Source organism: Plantibacter flavus (genome assembly GCF_002024505.1).
GTDB classification, from domain to species: domain Bacteria; phylum Actinomycetota; class Actinomycetes; order Actinomycetales; family Microbacteriaceae; genus Plantibacter; species Plantibacter flavus_A.
Genome location: NZ_CP019402.1, coordinates 401,963 through 420,480, shown reverse-complemented (window position 1 = coordinate 420,480; position 18,518 = coordinate 401,963). Strand labels below are relative to the sequence as shown.

Here is an 18,518-nt window from a genome sequence, read left to right as displayed (position 1 = left end):
GGCTACTTTCGAAAGGGACTGAGGGTGCCTCGGCACCGAGGCACCCTCAGTCGGGACTAGCGGCTCAGCGACGCGGATACCGCTTGGACCTGCGCCATGGCATCTGCGGGCGATGCGGTTCCCGCAGCGACCGCGGAGAGCGCGTCCCCCAACGCGGTCGAGAGGTCCGCGTACGGGAGCTGTCGGGCTCCGACGAGGTTCTGCAAGTCCGACTGTTGTTTTTCGATGTCGGCTACCTGGCGCTGGTCGATGACGTCATCGGTGGCGACGGGCACATCGAGGACGGCCGGGAAGTTGCCGTTCGCGGCTTGGATGTTCTGACCGCCGCCGAGTGAGAGGAAGTTCAGGAACTTCAGGGCGGCGGTCTGCGCGTCACTCTTGGCCGAGACAGCCCAACCGTTGTCTGGACCGCCGAAGAGACCTGTCGGTTCATCCCCTGTCACGGGGGCGGGGAACGGCGCGGAGAGGTACACGCTGTCGATCGGCTCGGTCACGGTGCCCTGAGAGACCTCGATACCCTCCTTCGTCATCGTGCCAGGCGTGTTCCAGGTGCCCAGTGCGATGAACGCCGCCTTCTTGGTCAGGAGGTCGCCGAACGCGTCGGGGTATTCTGCCGCGGCAGTCGAGCCGCTGGGAATGATGCCTGAGGTGAACAGATCACTCCAAGCCTGCATGGCTTGAATGAAGCTGTCTCCGGTCCAGTCGGCTTTGCCCTCGATCGCGTCGTAGACGATGCCGGGGTCGATGCTGTTGATGAGTGACAGGTAAACGTCAGTATTCGCCCAGGCGTCTTTGGCGCCGTGCGCCAGGCAGTCGTAGCCGGCGGCTTCGATCGTGGCGCATGCGGCCTTCCACTCGTCGAAGTTCTTCGGTACAGACACACCGAGCTGATCGAGGATCGAAGCGTTGTAGTAGATCAGGCCGGCACCACTCATGTAGGACGGCAGGGCCACCTGCTTGCCGTCGAGCTGCAGTTGCGCGAGACCTGCGGCGTTGATGTTGTCGGTGCCGCCGTTCGCGGCGAGGTCGTCGTCGAGCGGGAGGGCCAGGGGACCCAGATTGGTGACGAGGTCACCAGGCTGGAGCTGGAATACGTCTGGGCCGTCCGAGGACGTCAGCCCCGTGCGGATCGCGGTGACATAGTCGCTGTAGCTGTAGAGCTTGTAGTCGACGGTGATGTTCGGGTTGGCGTCTTCGAACTGCTTGATCGTGTCATCAGGGCTGATGGCGTTCCAAGTCCACCATGTGACGGTTTGGGGTCCGTCAGCGGTCGTGGCGTCTGCTCCGCCTGACCCGCCCACGCAACCGGCGAGGAGAAGGGCCGAGCCTGTAGCCGCGGCGATGGCGGCAGCCAAACGCCTGGTCATGCGTAACGTCATTGTCATGCTCCCTTGCTGTGGTTGGTGAAATGGTTCACCTGCTGCACGCGACGCTATGGTCTCGACCCGCAACGTGTCAAGTCGGGGCGTGTACTAGGTTGAAACTGTTCACATGAGGAGGCCGCGATGGCAGCGCAGAGCACGATTCGCGATGTGGCACGCGTAGCCGGCGTTTCCATCGGCACGATGTCGAACTACCTCAACGGCACCAAGCCTCTCGCCGAATCGACACGCAAACGCATTGATGCAGCTATCGAAGAGCTGCAGTTCGTTCCCAATGTCGCCGTCAGGGTCATGCGGGGCGGGCGAAGCCACGTGATCGCGTTCATCGTGCCCGACAGCGGCAATCCGTTCTTCCTCGAGGTGGCGCGTGGCATCGAGGATGTTGCGATCGCGCACGGTCACGTCGTCGTCTCATGCAACACCGAGGGCGACCTCGAGCGAGAGCGACACTACGCGAAGGCTCTTTCTGAAATGCGCGTCAGCGCCGTGATCGCTGTTGCGTCCACGACGAATGAGAACCTGCTACACACCCTCCAGCAATCCGGGGTTCGGGTTGTCACACTCGGAAGCCACCTGCCCGATCATCCATATCCAGCGATCGACGTCGACGACTACCGCGGCGGAGTCCTCGCCATGGAGCATCTGCTCGAGCGCGGCCATCGGCAGGTTGCTTTCCTGGGGGCACCCGAGGCCGAGACACAAATCCACGAGCGCTTCGCAGGTTGCTGTGCAGCCTACAAAGCCGCCGGTCTCGATCCTGACGGGATCCTGCGCGTGGACGCCGCCTCCAATTCCCCCCGAGCGCGGTCCGCTGCGGCGCGCGCGATCCTCGACCGGACACCCCGTCCGATCGCAGTCGTCTGCGCCAACGACGTCATCGCTCTCGCACTGGAGACCGAGGCGCTTCGTTCGGGCCTCCGCATCCCGGGCGAGGTGGCGATCATCGGCTACGACGATATCGAGGGCGCGGAGATTGCCCCCGTTTCACTGACGACAGTCCACCAGCCGCGGTACGAGCTCGGCCATCTCGCGGCCGAGCTGGCACTCTCCAAGGACTACCCCGTTGTGAGTGGTGAGCTCTTCACGCCCCACGTGGTTTCGCGATCCTCGACCTGAACCGAGAACGATCGTCAGCGCCTTCGGGTGCAGACGGTCGTCTTCGGCCGGCGGACCTGGATGGAACCGCTAGGCAATGTCTTGCTTGCCATCATGATCTATTGAACAATTTCACCTACTGCTGTACACCTTGATGTTGAGACCGGTCAACGAGACAGGCCTCGAAGACCTCAAGGAAGAGGACATCGGTGAAAAGAATGCTTCGATCCGTCGCCGTCATAGCCGCGGCGGCCATCATCTCGGCGCTGGGCGTCGTCATCGTCGCGAGTCCGGCTCAAGCGGCGGGCACCGTCTACTACGTCAGCTCGTCCTCAGGCTCGGACACCAACACAGGCACCTCCTCGTCGTCACCCTGGAAGACGCTCGACTCGCTCAACTCCAGGACCTTCCAACCAGGCGATCAGCTACTGCTCAAGCGCGGAGACACCTGGACAGGCGGAGGACTCGTCTTCACGGAAAGCGGAATGGCCGGTGCGCCCATCACACTGTCCGCCTATGGTTCTGGCAGTCTCCCGCTGATCTCACCAGGTGTCCTCGACAGCCAGGGCGTGAAACTCGACGGAGTCGGATACTGGCGAATCAACAACATTGCCGTATCCAACGCCTACGAGGGCATTGCACTCTCGTACAGCAACGTCTCGAACCGCCAGGATGTCGCCATCGATTCCGTGCAGGTCAGTAGCCTGACCCCGACCTTCAACAGCAACTATTCGTTGTACAACCACACGTCGGCAGCGATCGTGGTGAAGACCTACGACTCGGCCGCGGATGGTTCGAAGACGAACAAGGCGAACCCGCCCAGCCGCAAGACCGCTCTGACCGGCTTCAGCGTCACCAACTCCACCTTCAGCGATGTGGGCGCGGCAACCTGGTTCGGGGGGCTGGTCACGAACTCAGATGGATTCCAGATGTCCGAACAGGGCAGCCACCAATGGATCCGCAACGTCACGATGGACAACCTCCAAGTCATCAACGGGGCACTCTGGGGGTTCAACGTGTTGTTCGTCAACGGTGGCTCATTCTCCAACCTGCGCGCCTTCGACTCAGGCGGAGCAGTCAACAACTACGGCACTGCGGGCCTCGTCGTCGCCTACAGCCGAGATGTTTCCTTCAACCTCATACACATTCGCAACGTCAGCCGGAACGCGGCAAACGACTACGACGGAGCAGGATTCGACTTCGAAGGCGTCGGCGACAACATCAGCCTCACGAATTCCACGATCGACCTCACCGACGGCGCCGGGCTGATGCTCTTCGACAACTCCGGCAACGGCGCCATGACCGACATCAACGTCGAGAACACCACGATCTCCCGCTGGGGTCGCAGCCCTGGAAGCAACCCCATCAACGCCGCGGGCATCCGAGCAGACCAGACGGGAGGCTCAGGCCAACTCGCCGGACTCTTGCTCAGAAACAGCTACAACCAGCCCACCCTCGGCGGAACGACGTCCGCCTACAGCATGAAGGACATCGCGCAGGCCACCGTCACCTCCACCACAGTCGCTGCCGCTCCGACGTCGAAGACACCCACCACCGCCCCCGCCGCCCTGTCTTATGGCGCACCGATCGGTGCCAGCCGCAACGATGTGACGGTCCAGGCGGGAATCAAGCTCACGCTCTCAGGCAGCCGCACGGTGACGGGGCTGGGACGATACGCCACAGCCGGCGACTACCGTCCCCACTCGATCAACCTCTATCGAGACTCCGACAAGTCCGTCGTCGCTCGCTGTGTGGTCTACCCCACGCTGACAACCGATTCTGACGGTCTGAAATACTGCACCCTCTCTTCAGGAGTGAACCTCGCCCCCGGCACTTACTGGCTCCTCAGTACTGAGGAGAACGGTGGCGACACCTTCCGCGACCCCACCCCGATCACTGCCAGCAGTACCGGGATCACGGTCGTGGGTGCAGGGAGTGCAGGATCAGGAGCCTTCAACGTCTGGGAGACCGGGTCGAGGGGTTACGGGCCCGTCGGGCTCAAGTAACGCAACAGTTCCCGCGCCGATGGCACGGCTTCGGCGCGGGAACTGCGACCGCTATAGGTGTTGGAGAGACCACCGTGTCCGGCGCTGTGATGAGCAGTGCGACGTACAGCCGTGAACGCCTGCCGGTCCTCCCTTGCCGTTCCCGGTCGTCTCGCGTCCTCGGGGCTCAGCGCACCAGGCGACGCATAGCGCCCGCACCATCGCCACCCAGCGCTCACCGCGGGTCGATGAGCCCCGCGCGGATCCCCCACAACACGGCCTGGAGGCGGTCGCGCGCTCCGGTCTTCTGCAGCAGACCGGCGAGGTGGTACTTCACCGTGGTGGGCTCGACGAAGAGTCGCTCGGCGATCTCGGCGTTGGACAAGCCCTGCGACAGGAGGTCGAGGACCTCGAATTCGCGATCGGTGAGCGGCGACTCCGCCGGTGCCATCGCGGCCGCGGGCGTCTCCCGTCGGCGCTCTGAGAACTCGCGGAGGATGCGACGGGTGAGGCGTTGGTCGAGCGTCCCCTCCCCCGCTGCGACGGACCGGATCGCGGCGAGCAGCGTCGCCTCATCGGCGCCCTTGAGGAGGAAGCCTGCCGCACCGGCCTCGAGGGCGGCGAACACGTCCGCGTCGACGTCGAAGGTCGTGAGGATGAGGACGTCGGCGTCGAGCTCAGGGTCCGCCGTGATCGTGCGGGTCGCCGCGATCCCGTCCGTGCCCGGCATCCGGATGTCCATGCAGATCAGGTCGGGCCGCAGTTCCTTCGCCAAGCGCACCGCGTCGGCACCGTCGATCGCCTCACCGACGACCTCGATGTCGGGCTCGGCGCCGAGGATCACCGAGAGGCCGGCGCGGACGACCGCCTGGTCGTCGGCGATGAGGAGGCGGATCATGAATCACTCCGATGCTGGTCGGGACGGTGCTCCTCGGGGCGGTGCTCGTCGGGACGGTGCTCGTCAGGGATGGTCAGGCGGTTGCGCCACCCGCCCTCGTCCGTCGGTGCCGAGGTCAAACGCGCTCCGATGAGTTCGGCGCGCTCGCGCATGCCCCAGAGGCCGTAGCCGTCGCGCGACGGTGAAGCAGGCCGCTGCGACGACGCGGCGTTCGTCACGGTGAGTTCGATCGCGTCCACCTCGAACCGCACCGCGACGCGGCAGACGGCTCCGGGCGCATGGCGAGCGGCGTTTGCGAGCGACTCCTGGACGGTCCGGTACGCGGCCGTCTCCGCGAGCGGACCCAGCACCCGAGGCTCACCGGTCACGGTGTACGCGACGTGCTGCCCACGCGACCGCGCCGCCTCGACGAGTTCCGGGATCGCCGAAATGGTCGGGGTTGTCGCCGGACCGAGCGTCGATCCGTCTCCGCCGCGCTGGACGTCCGCATCATCGCTGCGCAGCAGGCCGACCGTCCGCCGCAGATCCACGAGCGTCGTCCGTGCGTCCGACTGCACCGTCTGGAGCATCGCCCGAGCGCGTTCCGGGTCGCGCTCGACCAGCGCGCTGGCCGCCTGGGCACTGACGATGATCCCCGACAGGTGGTGCCCGGCGATGTCGTGCAGTTCGCGGGCGAGCGCCGTGCGTTCGGCCCGGAGGTCGTTCTGCGCACTGATCCGACGCTCGTTCTCGGCCATGCGCGCCTGGTCCTCGATTGCCGACAACAAGCGCTCACGCCCCCTGGCGTACTCGGCGACACCCGCTGGGAGGACGTACTGCAGCGCGATGCGCGCGACGACCGCGAACACGAGGACGAGCGGCTGCTCCGATGAGCCGAGGACCATCGCGATCCCGCCGACCATCGTCGTGGCGGCCGCACCCACGACCAGCGCGGTCACGACGGTCCGCCGTTCCCGCCGTCGCGCGAGCGCGTACGTCGCCAGGATCACGCCGAGCGAGCCGATGCCGAGTTCACCACTGGTGGTGCCGAGGATGACGAGGTCCAGGGCGACGACCACCGCGAACACTGCGACCGGATACCTGACGCGCTGCAGCATCGCGACGGCCTGGAGGACGACCAGCCCGGCATGCACCCAGGCCGGGATCTGGCCTGGCACCGGATGCAGCCCACCCACCCACGGGTCGACACCGAGGTAGCCCACCGCACCGGCGAGCACCAGGAGCGGCGGGAGAGCCGAGCGCAGGCGGTCCGCGAGCGGTGCGCGCCGTGCGGGAGAGGTCATGCGTCGAGTCAACCACGTCGAACGCCGGCCCCGGAGGGAGCCGACGCTCGACGTGCGGTGGAGACCGGTCATCACTCGCAGAGCGTCGCGTCGAGCGCGTCGACGACGATCCGGTACTGCTCCATCAACCGCTCGTGGTCGTCGGGGGACACAACCGCCCACGGCAGCGAGGTGACCGCGATGGTGACGGCCGTCCCGTCGGGACCGACCGCGTTACGCGTCTGGGTCCCCGGGATGTCGCCACCGTGTCCCCACGCGGCGCCACCGCAGCTGAGCGGGTACCGCTGCAGGCCAAGTCCGTAGCTCGCTTCCGGCCACAGCTCATCGCCGGCCGGAACCGTGGTCTGCATCTCGGCGAGGCTCTCCTCGTCCAGCAGTTCACCGTCGAGCAGGGCCTGCATGAAGACGTTGAGCTCGTGCGGTGTGGACACCATGGCCCCGGCGGACCAGGCGAAGGAGGAGTCGAGGGCCGTGATGTCAAGGAGGTCGCCGACGGTCTTCGCGTGGTACCCGTGCGGGTGCTCACCGCGCAGCTCGCGTTCGCCCGGCGCCGGGAAGTAGGTGTGCTCGAGGTCGAGCGGTTTGACGATGCGCTCGTCGATCTGCTGCGGCAACGCTCGATCGGTGACGGCCTCGACCAGCAGGCCCAGTAGGAGGTAGTTCGTGTTGCTGTACTCCCAGCGCTCACCCGGCGCGAACACGGCGGGCTTCGCGAGGGCGACATCGAGCATGTCGCGAGGCGAGATGTAGCGCTCCTGGGCCGCGAACGCGTCGGCGGCGATCTGGTCGGCGTACTCGGGGAGCCCCGCCGTGTGCTGCAGCAGCTGACGGACCGAGATGCGGGTGCCGTCGATGCCGTCGCCGGTGATGAGCCCGGGGAGGTAGGTGTCGATCGGGGCGTCGAGCGCGACCTTCCCCTCCTGGACGAGCTGCAGGACGACGGTCGAGACGAACATCTTCGTGTTGCTCGCGATCCGCACCTCGCCGTCGACCGGGGCCGGCTCGTCGGTCGCGAGGTCGCCGATACCGGCCGCGACGTCGATCGCCTCACCGTCCGGTCCGATCGCCGAGGCGAGCGCAGCGGGGTAGCCGGCGTCGACGAGGGACTGCATGCGATCCTGCAGCGGCGCGGATGCGGACGCAGCGGCCGCGGCCCGGTCGGTGCTGCGGTACCAGGCCCCGAGGGAGACGGTTCCGGCGAGGAGGGCGGCCACCACCGAGACGGCGATCACCGTGCGGGTCCGGCGACGCCTCGGCGTCGGTGTCTCCGACCGGTTCGGGGGCTGCGGCTGGTTCGGGTTCTGGAGCTGGGTGTCCATGCTGGTGGTTCCTTTCCGTTCAGAGGTCGCGGCGTGCGAGCGTTGCGGATGCGGCCACGCTCAGCGCCGCGGTGAGGGCGACGAGGGCGATGGTGACGACGGGCAGGCCGACCCCGCCCGTCCCGGCGTGGATGACGCCCTGCGCCAGGGCGACCGGCAGGTACTGGGTCCAGACCGGCGGAGTACCGCCGCCGACCAACTGGATCGACGAGACGACGATCGGTTCGAGGATGAGGACCGCGATCATCGTCAGCACGCCGGCGAGCTGGGTGCGGACGATGAGTCCGACCGCGAGGCCGATGACCGACAGTGCGGTCACCGCGAGGACACCGAGCCCGAACCGTGCTGCAAGGTCAGGGAGACCGAGGACGAAGGGCGTTCCAGTCGCTGCAAGGGTGATCACGAGCGTGACCAGACTGACGAGGGCGAGCACGACACCGAGGGCGACGCCGGCGAGTGCGACCGCGCCCGCCTTGGCTGCGACGATGCGGAACCGCTTGGGTGAAGCGAGGACAGCACCGACGATGCCGCCGTAGCGGTCGTCACTCGTGCCGGCGAGCACACCGAGCAAAGTGATCGCCAGGAGTGCGACGCCGATGGAGCCGCTGCCCATCGACGCACCGAGGGGGTTGAGCGCGTCGAGTTGGACGGCGCGGGAGGCGAGGTCCAGGACGGGGAAGTCGCTCCCGAGGGCATCGAGGCCAGGACCGATGTCGCCGTCGGCGAGGGCGGGCATGAGGGTGACGAAGGCGAGTTGCGTGACGATGAGTCCCGCGACGGCGACCGCCGCGGTGACCTTCGTCGCGGTCGTGGTGACGAGCCCGATGAGTTCAGCGCGGAACATCAGCGCACCTCCCTGTTCTCGGTGAGCTGGGCGGTTCCGGTGACCTGGAGGTAGTACGCCTCGAGGTCACCGCCCGATGCGGCGAGGATGTCGACCATCGACGACTGGGCCAGCACGCGACCGTCGGTGATGACGACCACGTCGTCCGCGATGTCCTGGACATCGGACAGAAGGTGGGACGAGAGCAGCACCGTCCCACCCGCGTCGGCGAACGCACGCAGCCGGCGTCGCAGCCACTGCATGCCGGCCGGGTCCAGACCGTTCGACGGCTCGTCGAGGATGAGCACGGCCGGCTCGCCGAGGAGGGCTGCGGCGATCGCGATCCGCTGACGCATGCCGAGCGAATACCCGGCCGCAGGACGGTCGGCGTCGCGAGTCATCCCCACCTCGGTGAGGACCGCGTCGATCCGGGCCGCGTCGACCCCGATCCGTGCGGCGGCGATGCGGAGGTGCTGCCGCCCGGTGCGGGCCGGGTGGAGTCCACCGGCGTCGAGGACGGCGCCGATGGAACGAGCGGGGTGCTCGAGCTGGCGGTACGGGCGGCCGAGGATGAGACCGTCGCCCGCGTCAGGACGGACCAGACCGAGGAGCAGACGGATGGTGGTGGTCTTCCCGGCACCGTTGGGGCCGAGGAGTCCGACGACCCGGCCGGGGTCGACGGTGAAGGACACGTCGTCGACGCGCGGGCGACCGTGGAAGGTCTTCCGGAGCCCGCGGGCCTCGATGGGATGAGAGGTTGGTACGTTCATGTCTTCAGCCTCGTAGCGGGTGGCCCAGGGCGCCCCAGCCCGCCGCACAGTCCCGGGCTGGCCGAACGGACAGTCATCGACGACCCCTAGGCTGCAGGCATGGACACGACTGCTCGGCTGCACGATCGACGTCGCCGTCTCGCGCCGCGCGCGACCCTCGTGGCCACGGCGGTCGTCGTCGCCGGTCTGCTCGCAGGCTGCGCGTCGTCGCCCTCGCCGGACCGGACGACGGCGGCATCCGTATCCGCATCGGACGCCGCGACCCGCTCGGGCACCGGTGAGATCCGGCACGAGTTCGACCCCCTCACCGAGCGCTTCCCACAACTCGCCAGCGCGCTCTCGGCGACCTGGATGTCGGGAACCATGGGCGACGCGCGGGTTCCGGGCCCGAGCACGTACTGGATCGATGCGGTCGTCGTCCTGGACGAGGCCGGATACCCGGAACTGCGGGCGCTCGCACCCGATGAGGCGGGCTCGGACGTGGGCGCGGAGCTTCCGGACCTCGACCCCGGACTCGACGACGCACTGCCGCCGGGACCGTTCGTGCGTTCGTCTGCGCTCGACGACGCCTTCTCGCAGGACGGCCGGGTGACGCAGGTGTTCCTCGACGATGCGACCAGCTCGGTGGTCCTCACGAGTCGGTTCCAGTAGCGGGCGGCACGGCGGGCTCGCACGTTCTGCGGCGAATCACCACCGCTTCACAATCGCGGGCTCGCGGGATTGACTGGACGCATGTCCGAACCAGCTGACACCACCGTCCCCGAGAACTCCGATGACCGCATCGCGGTGCTCTTCGACATCGACGGGACGCTCGTCGACTCGAACTACCTGCACGTCGACGCCTGGGATCGTGCGTTCGCCGATGCCGGCAGACCGGTCGACGCATGGCGGATCCACCGCTCGATCGGCAAGGACGGCGGCGAGCTGCTCGAATCGCTGCTGGACGGTTCCGACGAGGTCGAGCAGTACGGCGAGCGGGCGAAGGAGCTGCACAGCGAGTACTACCTCCAGAACACCTCCCGGCTGCGGGTGATCGGCGGTGCGCGCGAGCTGCTTGGCGAGTTGGCGGGCCGCGGGATCGCAGTCGTGCTGGCGACGTCGGCTCCGGAGAACGAGCTCGAGATCCTGCGGGAGCTGCTCGACGTCGACGACGCGATCTTCGCCGCGACCTCGTCCGGTGACGTGGAGACCGCCAAGCCGGAGCCCGACATCGTCGAGGTCGCGCTCGATCGTGCGGGCGTGCCGGCGTCGCGGGCGGTCATGGTCGGCGATGCCGTCTGGGACATCGAGGCGGCTGCGCGGGCCGGCGTGGAGTGCATCGGGGTGCGCAGCGGTGGCTTCGGTGAGCAGGAGCTCCGTGACGCCGGCGCGGTCGCGGTCTACGGCGACGTCGCGGACCTGCTCGCGAACCTCGACGACAGCCCGATCGGCAACCTCGCAGGCTGACTGCGGGTGTGAGCGCGGCTCAGCTCCGCGTGGCGCGGCTGCGGAACCAGCGGGCGAGTTCCTGCAGCGCGCGCATGGTGGCGGTCGGGTCGTCGCGGTCGAGGTCGTCGAAGGTGTCGCGGTAGCCGTCGAGCTCGGTCTCCGAATCGGTGCCGGTGGCGGTGTCAGCGCGTTCGAAGCCCATCGTCCAGGCGGCGAACTGGCGTTCGCGGATGGGCTCCTCGAACATCACACGGATGCCGGTGTGGCGGGGATCGGCGGCGAGGGTCTCCATGAGCTCGCGAACGGCGGGCTCCGGTCCTTCGAGGACCTGCAGGAACCGGCCGTCGCGGTGGACGAGCATGCCGGTGAGCTGTGCGCGGGCGTTGTTCTCGCGGCAGGTGGCGAGCAGGGCGGTGAGGTCGTCGTCGCTGAACGGCTGTGTCGCCGTGCTCGCGTATACGAGTGACAGCATCTGGTCTTCGTCGGTGCCCACCTTTGGAGCCTACCCGGCGGGGTGCGGAGGTGGTCCCGGAAGCGGCTCCCCGTCCACGGAGCGTGTGCAACCCGACTGCCCTTCGACAGGCTCAGGGACCGGGTCCATCCGGGCGCACCTCTCCCGGTCACTGAGCGCGTCCTCCCCGGTCACTGAGCGCGTCCTCCCCGGTCACTGAGCCTGTTCTCCCCGGTCACTGAGCCTGTCGAAGTGCCCACGAGCATGCCTCACCACTCCGGGCGGACCTCTCCCGGTCACTGAGCCTGTCGAAGTGCCCACGAAGAACCCTTCGACAGGCTCAGGGACCGAAAACGGGTCAGAACGGGGCGGGGTCCGGTTCGGTCCGGTGATGCTTCCCGTCGGGTGTCGTCCACTCGAGCACCCCACCGGGACCATGGTCGAGATTCCATCCCGGAAGGTGCTTCATCCGATGGTGATGTCGACAGAGACAGGCGAGGTTCCCGACATCCGTCGTGCCGCCGTCCTCCCACGCGGCCGAATGATCGAGGTCGCAAGCCCGGGCCCGTCTGCCGCAACCGGGTGCCCGACAGGTGCCGTCCCGCAGGCGTACAGCGCGTTGGAGGTCGGCCGGAACGCGGTACTGATTCCGGCCGACGGAAAGGACCGCGCCGGTCTCGGGCTGGACCAGGATCCGAGTGAAGCTCGGTGCGTTCACGGCGATACGTGCTGCGGTCTCAGGGTCGATGGGGCCGTACCCATCGAGCATGCCGGGTGCATCGGAGACGCCGGCCATCGTGAGCGCCGGGACCGTGATCTGCACGGTCGGCTCGATGTGCTCCTGCACCTCGATCGGGTGCGGGAGCACCGGGCTCGACATCACGTCGTCCGGCGTGACACCGGTGAGCGCAAGCGCCGCGAGCGCGTCCGCCTGCAGCTGTCCGCAGGTGCGGGTGTCGCCGGCCTTGCGCGATTCCGCCGCTGCCGTCTCGACCCGCTCGATGATGCCTTGCGCGATCGGCGCGGTGGTGAACAGGTGCACCCAGGCCATGCCGTCGGCGGCGGGTTCGAACTCGATGCGACGGTCAGCCTCGGAACGGGTTGCGCGTGCGGTGATCGATTCCGGGTGGAGGCGCTCGCGCAGGACTTGGGCGCGCTTCCGGAGGTACGCGTTGGTCGACTCCTCCGCAACCGGCAGCACCTCAGCGAGGAACACCGTCCGCCCTGCGGTCGGGACGTCACTGAGTTGATCGACGATCGTCTGCGCGTGCCGCGCCGAGATACGACCGGCTTCGAGGGACTCGAGCACAGCCGGCGCTTCGTTCACGAGCAGTTCGGCATCGTTGGTCGCACGCTGAACCGTCCGTTCCGGGATCCGCGTCGCCATCGCGAGCGCCGCACACGTCGAGCGGCGCGAGAGCGCCTGGCGTTCCGCGGGCGGGAAGATCGCCGGGACCGTGGCGTCGGCGAAGGCGTCCGCGTAGGCGGCGGAGCGGGCGAGGAGGCGGGCCTCCTCGGCGTCCAGAGCAGCACGCCGACGCTGGATCTCCGCGTACTGGTCCGAGAACTCCGCGAGGCGTGCGGCGTATTCGTCGCTCGCGCGGATCGCGGTGATGGTGGTCTCGGTCATGGGACAAGTCCACCATGGACCACTGACATTTCAGATGCTGAGTCGAGCCGGTTGTGTAAGTCTCCTCGTGTGCCCTTCGACAGGCTCAGGGACCGGGAGAGGCATGCCGGATTCGCCGGGTTCTCCGTGCGCCCTTCGACAGGCTCAGGGACCGGGGAAGGGTTGCTCAAGGAGCGGAGGGGATTCGGGTGGACCTCCTCCGGTCACTGAGCTTGTCGAAGTGCCTACGTGCGCCCTTCGACAAGCTCAGGGACCGGGGAAGGGTCGCTCGTGGACCGGGAAAGGGTTGCTCAGGGAACGGGGAAGGGTTGCTCAGGGAACGGGGAAGGGTTGCTCAGGGAACGGGGAAGGGTTGCTCGCGGACCGGGGTGCTCAGGGAACGGTCTCGGTCGCCGAGCGTGCCGAAAGGCGACATGCTCCCAGTCCGCTCACCGGCCCATGAGCACCTTCACGACCTCGACCGCGGCAGGCCCGTCGAGCGACGGATGACCCGCCCACTGCCCGCCGGTGACGGACACTTCGGCGTCCGGCAGCACCACCGTCGTGACGATCACCGCGGCGACTCCGGTCTCGACCGTCGCGCTGTACGCGATCCCGCCGGCAGCCTCGATGGTCGTATCCGGGATCGGCGTGAGCCCAGCGGCGGCGAGCTCATCGGCCGACAGCGCCTCACTCGGTTCCGGCGAGACGACGACCTCCACCGACCGGATGTCCGCCGCGTCGATCGTCCCTTCCGGCGCCTCCCAGCCGCAGAGGGTCCCGTACTCGTCCGCCCCGTTGTCCTCCCGCGCGACGAGTCCCTCGATGTACGGCGCGACGGCCGCCTGCACCGCCGCGCAGTCGACCTGCAGGGGCGATCCGTCTCCCGAGCCCCCGCTCGACGTCTCCGCCGGCACCGTCGCAGCGGGCGATGCACCACCGGCGGAGTCACCACCGGGCCCACTCCCACCAGAGCACGCCGACAGCGCGAGCACGATCGTTCCGGACACGAGAAGCGGCACTCCCACCCGCTGCAACACACGCATGATGTCGACGATATTGGTTCCGGAGTAGTGTCCGGAAGAGACCGACGGGAGCAGCGCGATGAAACCGACGACCCGCATGGACAGCCACAGCGCGAAGCGTAAGAGAGCAGGCGCCGAGCCTCAACCTCCGACGACAGGGCGGTCGCTGGTCGTAACGTGGACGCTGCAGACGTGACCTGAGCGTCTGCGCCGGTGCTGCTCCTCAACCTGGCGCCGGCGCGGCTGTGGGGCGCCGCTTCCGCCACGCCCCACAGCCGTCACCACGGACCTTCCGCCGCATCTCACTCGTAGCGGAGCGACTCCACCGGATCGGCCTTGGCGGCCCGGGCGGCGGGCAGGGTCCCGGCGAGGAACGCGATCACCATGACGACCAGGACGATGATCCCGAGCGACACCGGGTCGAACGCGATGAGGTCGAGGCCCGGCAGGTCGGCGAGGAGCGATCCGGACAGCGCGGCACTGATGCCGGTGCCGGCCAGCACCGCGATACCGACGCCGATCGCACTGCCGAGGAAACCGATGAACGCCGCCTCGAGGCTGAACAACCCGAAGACCTTCCCGCTGCCCATCCCCATGGCCTTCATCAGCCCGATCTCGCGGGTGCGCTCCTGCACGGACATGAGCAGGGTGTTCACGATCCCGAAGCTGGCCGCGAGAAGGGCGATGATCGCGAAGGCGTTGAGGACGAGGACGATCCCGTCGATCACCGTCTTGATGGTGCCGAGCTGGTCCGCGACGGTCGTGCCGGTGTAGCCCGCGTCGGCGAGTCGGTCCTTCAACGCCGTGACCTGCTCGTCGGTGGCGTCCGCGCTGAACCGGATGGACGCCTGCGCGTACCGCTCGACCTGGTCGGACGGGACGCCGATGTTCTGTGTCTCGTAGAGAAGGTCGGTGAGCGCGGCGTTCGGCACGATCGAGGCGCCCGTGGGCGAGGTGAGACTCTCCTCGGCGACTCCGACGACCGTCGCGTCCACGGTGTGCTGCGTGCGCTGCGCATCCGTGATGGCGACCGTGACCGTCTGCCCGACCGCGTCGGCGTCGCTTCCGAAGCCGAGCGGTTCCACATAGGAGGTGGGGAGCACGAGCTGAAGCGTGTCGGTGTCGTCGTCGGGCTGTGCACCGTCCAGCAGTGTGACGCTCTGCCCGGAGATGAGCCCACCGACACCGACGACGTACTTCGTGCCGCCGCCCGCCTCGATGTAGTCGGTCGAGATCGACTTCACGGCCTGCACGTCCAGGACGCCGTCGATCCCGCCGAGCTCGTCGAGATCGGTCGGCGTGAGGGCGACGACGGTCGATCCCGGCGCACCGGCACCGGTGGAGGCGACCGCGTCCGGATCGTACTCCTTCGGCCCGCTCGTGGCCCCACCCAGCCCGCCGCCGGTGTCGGACGTCTTGGTGACGGTCATCGTGTCGGACGCGCCGACGCTCGACACCGTGTCGTCGATGTAGGCGTTGATGCCGGTGCCGAGCCCGTTCGTGAGGGTGAGGGTGAACGCCCCGACGAAGATCGCCAGGATGGTCAGGATGGTCCGGGTCTTGGACCGGAACGTGTTCGCGACGGCGGTCCCGATGAGGTCGACGGTTCTCATGCGGCCACCGCCTCGTCCTCGACGAGCAGTCCGTCTCGGATGAGGATCCGCCGATCACAGCGTGCCGCCAGCTCCTCGTCGTGCGTGACGACGATGAGGGTGATGCCGCTCTCCCGGTTGAGGGAGAACAGGATGTCCTCCACGACGGCGCCGGTCGCCGTGTCGAGGTTGCCGGTCGGCTCGTCGGCGAAGATGATCCGCGGGTTGTTGACGAGCGCGCGGGCGATCACCGTCCGCTGCTTCTGCCCGCCCGAGAGGTTCACCGCACGGTTGCGCGCCTTGTCCTCGAGCTGGAGCTGCGCGAGTGCGGCGAGCGCCCGGCGACGTCGGTCACGGCGGCGGACGCCGGCGATCTTCATGGGGAGCAGGACGTTCTCGAGCACCGTCGCATTGGCGGTGAGGAAGAACTGCTGGAACACGAACCCGAAGGTCTTGTTCCTGGTCGTGTTGAGGCGGCGACCGCGGAGGGTGCTCGTGTCGACCCCTTCGAGCTCGACGGTGCCGGAACTCGGTGCGTCGAGGAGCGCGAGCACGTGCATGAGCGTGGACTTGCCGGAGCCGCTCTTCCCGACGATCGCGACACTCTCGCCGGCGTGGATGTCGAAGCTCACCCCCTTCAGCGCGTCGAACCGGTTCTGACCGCGACCGTAGGAACGCCGGACGTCCCGGACCGAGATGATCGGCGGCGCTGTGGTGTTCTGCATGGTGTCTCCTCGTCTGGGGCCGGTACTCCGGCACCAGTCCAGACTCGCGGCGACGCCCGTCCGACGCGTCCCCCTCCGGCGGACACCCGTGTACCGCGTCCGTGGTACCGCGGAATGCCACGTGCGGAGGAGTCGCCGGACGCCGGTTCCCGGCAGACTGGGCCCATGACCTCCGTGACGCAGGATCACCGGGTGCGCGATCCGCATCCGAGACCTCCGGCGTGGGTGGGCGATGTGGTGGCCGCGGTCCTCATCATCGCCTCGGCGTTCATCCCGTTCCCCAACGCGGAGTTCCGTCCGGGCAGCCCACTCGTCGTCGCGCTCGTCGTCGCGCCCGCGCTCCTGCTCCCGCTCCGTCGACACTGGCCCATCCCGGTGCTCGCGGCCGTCGTCGCCTGTTACGGGGCAGCGGCGATCACGGGGACCCTCGCTCCCGGTGTCGTGGTCGCGGCCGCCATCGCGATGTTCGGGGTGGCCGTTCGCTCTGCGCGTCGGACGACCCTCATCACGGCCGTCGCGACGATGGTCGCCGTCGCCCTCCTCAGCCTGCTCGCGTCGATCGGGAGCTTCGATCCGCGGACGGTGCAGTTCGCGGTGCTGATCGCGTTCGCCGCCGCGGCCGGAGACGGGACGCGGTCCCGCCGCGCGTACATCCTGGCGATCACCGAACGCGCGGAGCGGGCCGAACAGACCCGCGAGGCAGAGGCGAGGCGTCGGGTGACCGAGGAGCGGCTCCGGATCGCGCGGGACCTCCACGACACCGTCGCCCACCAGATCTCGGTGATCAGCCTGAACGCCGGGGTGGCGTCGAGCTCCCTGGAGACGCGGCCGGAGAAGGCGAAGGAGGCGCTCGTCTCGATCCGCCGGGCGTCGCGGACGGTGCTCGGCGAGATCGGTGATCTGCTCGAGGTCCTGCGCAGCGACAGCGACGGCGCTGGCGCAGGCTCCCGGGGAACGCTGCCGCAGCCGGGACTCGACCGACTCGACGCATTGATCGCCGAGTTCACGGCCGCGGGTCTCGACATCACGACACGGATCGACCCAGACCCACTGGAGCTGTCGACCGCCACGGACATGGTCGCGTACCGCGTCATCCAGGAGGGGCTGACGAACGCGCTGAAGCACGGTCCTGAGCGTCGTGCGCACGTGCTCGTGGAGGGCGAGAACGGGAGGATCGTCGTCAGCGTGAGCAACCCGACGGCACCCGGGGTCCCGCGTGAGCAGGCCGACGCGGCGCCGACCACCGGACACGGACTCCTCGGCATCCGTGAGCGCGTCGCCGCCGTCCGCGGGTCCGTCGACGTCGGCGCGACTCCGGGCGGCTGGCGGCTGTCCGCGAGCCTCCCGACCGGCGAGCCGACTCTCGCGCACCCGACGCACCCCGAGGAGTCCCCCGCATGACCACCGTGCTCGTCGTCGACGACCAGTCGCTCATCCGTCAGGCCGTCGCCGACATCCTCTCGTCCGAGGCCGACCTCGAGGTCGTGGGCGAAGCCGTCGACGGCGCGCAGGCGGTGTCACTTGCGCAGGAGATGCGACCGGACGTCGTGCTCATGGACATCCGCATGCCCGTGCTCGACGGCATCGACGCGACCTCGGCGATCTGCACCGACCCCGACCTCTCGGACACGCGGGTCCTCATCCTCACCACGTTCGAGGAGGACGAGAACCTCGTCGCGACCCTGCGGGCCGGCGCGAGCGGCTTCATCGGCAAGGGCTCGGAGCCCGAGGAGATCGTCCGCGCCGTGCGCGCGGTGCACGCCGGCGACGCTCTCCTGTCCCCCGCGGCGACCCGGAGTCTCATCACGAAGTACGTCGTCGCTGCGGGGGAACCGACGAGCCCACGCGCGGTCCCCACCGAGCTGGCGCTGCTCACCGAGCGGGAACTCGAGGTGCTGCTCCTCGTGGCCCGCGGACGGTCGAACCAGCAGATCGCCGACGACCTCGTCATCTCACCGCACACCTCGAAGACCCACGTGAACCGCATCATGACCAAGGTCGCCGCTCATGACCGCGCCCAGCTCGTCATCCTCGCGTACGAGAGCGGCCTGCTGCGGCCGGGCGCCGACGACTGAACCGGTACTGTCGTCCTGTCCACGACGCCGTCCGGCTCGCGGGCCCAGCAGACGAGGA

General features: G+C 68.3%; 17 protein-coding genes. 6 read left to right on the top strand and 11 right to left on the bottom strand.

The window, feature by feature from the left end:
* Positions 1-56: 56 nt before the first annotated feature.
* Complete coding sequence (locus BWO91_RS01985; protein ID WP_167620423.1) at positions 57-1,367, bottom strand: ABC transporter substrate-binding protein; 1,311 nt, start codon at positions 1,365-1,367, stop codon at positions 57-59.
* Positions 1,368-1,505: 138 nt separating this feature from the next.
* Here BWO91_RS01985 and BWO91_RS01980 point away from each other — a divergent pair, with 138 nt between their 5' ends.
* Both BWO91_RS01980 and BWO91_RS01975 read left to right on the top strand, forming a co-directional pair.
* Complete coding sequence (locus BWO91_RS01980; RefSeq protein WP_079000892.1) at positions 1,506-2,498, top strand: LacI family DNA-binding transcriptional regulator; 993 nt, start codon at positions 1,506-1,508, stop codon at positions 2,496-2,498.
* Between the two features lie 197 nt (positions 2,499-2,695).
* A complete protein-coding gene (locus BWO91_RS01975; RefSeq protein WP_079000890.1) occupies positions 2,696-4,483 on the top strand; it encodes a hypothetical protein in 1,788 nt (595 codons plus the stop codon).
* A gap of 214 nt (positions 4,484-4,697) precedes the next feature.
* On the opposite strand, the gene BWO91_RS01970 is transcribed toward BWO91_RS01975, so the two are convergent.
* From BWO91_RS01970 to BWO91_RS01950, 5 genes are all read right to left on the bottom strand, one after another.
* Positions 4,698-5,360 carry a response regulator gene (locus BWO91_RS01970; RefSeq protein ID WP_079000888.1) on the bottom strand — a complete coding sequence of 221 codons (663 nt, stop codon included), beginning with the start codon at positions 5,358-5,360 and terminating at the stop codon, positions 4,698-4,700.
* Complete coding sequence (locus BWO91_RS01965) at positions 5,357-6,643, bottom strand: sensor histidine kinase (RefSeq protein ID WP_167620422.1); 1,287 nt, start codon at positions 6,641-6,643, stop codon at positions 5,357-5,359. The genes BWO91_RS01970 and BWO91_RS01965 overlap by 4 nt, the downstream gene beginning before the upstream one ends.
* Positions 6,644-6,714: 71 nt before the next feature.
* Entirely contained in the window at positions 6,715-7,962 is a 1,248-nt protein-coding gene (locus BWO91_RS01960) for a serine hydrolase domain-containing protein (protein WP_079000884.1), read from the bottom strand.
* Between the two features lie 19 nt (positions 7,963-7,981).
* The gene (locus BWO91_RS01955; protein WP_079000882.1) at positions 7,982-8,806 is read right to left on the bottom strand and encodes a hypothetical protein; all 825 of its coding nucleotides are present in this window, start codon (positions 8,804-8,806) and stop codon (positions 7,982-7,984) included.
* Positions 8,806-9,555 (bottom strand): ABC transporter ATP-binding protein, encoded by a 750-nt coding sequence (locus BWO91_RS01950; protein ID WP_079000880.1) that lies wholly within the window; start codon positions 9,553-9,555, stop codon positions 8,806-8,808. The genes BWO91_RS01955 and BWO91_RS01950 overlap by 1 nt, the downstream gene beginning before the upstream one ends.
* A gap of 99 nt (positions 9,556-9,654) precedes the next feature.
* Here BWO91_RS01950 and BWO91_RS01945 point away from each other — a divergent pair, with 99 nt between their 5' ends.
* On the top strand, positions 9,655-10,206 hold the full coding sequence (locus tag BWO91_RS01945; protein WP_079000878.1) for a hypothetical protein: 552 nt from the start codon (positions 9,655-9,657) through the stop codon (positions 10,204-10,206).
* Between the two features lie 81 nt (positions 10,207-10,287).
* Complete coding sequence (locus tag BWO91_RS01940) at positions 10,288-11,001, top strand: HAD family hydrolase (RefSeq protein ID WP_079000876.1); 714 nt, start codon at positions 10,288-10,290, stop codon at positions 10,999-11,001.
* Positions 11,002-11,020: 19 nt separating this feature from the next.
* Here the strand turns inward: BWO91_RS01940 and BWO91_RS01935 are convergent, their stop codons facing one another.
* From BWO91_RS01935 to BWO91_RS01915, 5 genes are all read right to left on the bottom strand, one after another.
* Positions 11,021-11,476 (bottom strand): BLUF domain-containing protein, encoded by a 456-nt coding sequence (locus BWO91_RS01935; protein WP_240555640.1) that lies wholly within the window; start codon positions 11,474-11,476, stop codon positions 11,021-11,023.
* A gap of 316 nt (positions 11,477-11,792) precedes the next feature.
* Positions 11,793-13,064 (bottom strand): HNH endonuclease signature motif containing protein, encoded by a 1,272-nt coding sequence (locus BWO91_RS01930; protein ID WP_079000872.1) that lies wholly within the window; start codon positions 13,062-13,064, stop codon positions 11,793-11,795.
* Positions 13,065-13,492: 428 nt separating this feature from the next.
* Positions 13,493-14,089 (bottom strand): hypothetical protein, encoded by a 597-nt coding sequence (locus BWO91_RS01925; protein WP_153303350.1) that lies wholly within the window; start codon positions 14,087-14,089, stop codon positions 13,493-13,495.
* Between the two features lie 281 nt (positions 14,090-14,370).
* The gene (locus tag BWO91_RS01920) at positions 14,371-15,681 is read right to left on the bottom strand and encodes an ABC transporter permease (protein ID WP_079000868.1); all 1,311 of its coding nucleotides are present in this window, start codon (positions 15,679-15,681) and stop codon (positions 14,371-14,373) included.
* Complete coding sequence (locus tag BWO91_RS01915) at positions 15,678-16,385, bottom strand: ABC transporter ATP-binding protein (RefSeq protein ID WP_079000866.1); 708 nt, start codon at positions 16,383-16,385, stop codon at positions 15,678-15,680. The genes BWO91_RS01920 and BWO91_RS01915 overlap by 4 nt, the downstream gene beginning before the upstream one ends.
* 165 nt (positions 16,386-16,550) lie before the next feature.
* On the opposite strand from BWO91_RS01915, the gene BWO91_RS01910 reads away from it, so the two are divergent.
* Both BWO91_RS01910 and BWO91_RS01905 read left to right on the top strand, forming a co-directional pair.
* Positions 16,551-17,786, top strand: coding sequence for a sensor histidine kinase (locus tag BWO91_RS01910; protein ID WP_079000864.1), 1,236 nt, complete (start codon positions 16,551-16,553; stop codon positions 17,784-17,786).
* Entirely contained in the window at positions 17,783-18,460 is a 678-nt protein-coding gene (locus tag BWO91_RS01905; protein WP_079000862.1) for a response regulator, read from the top strand. Before BWO91_RS01910 ends, BWO91_RS01905 begins: the two co-directional genes overlap by 4 nt.
* Positions 18,461-18,518 lie beyond the last annotated feature (58 nt).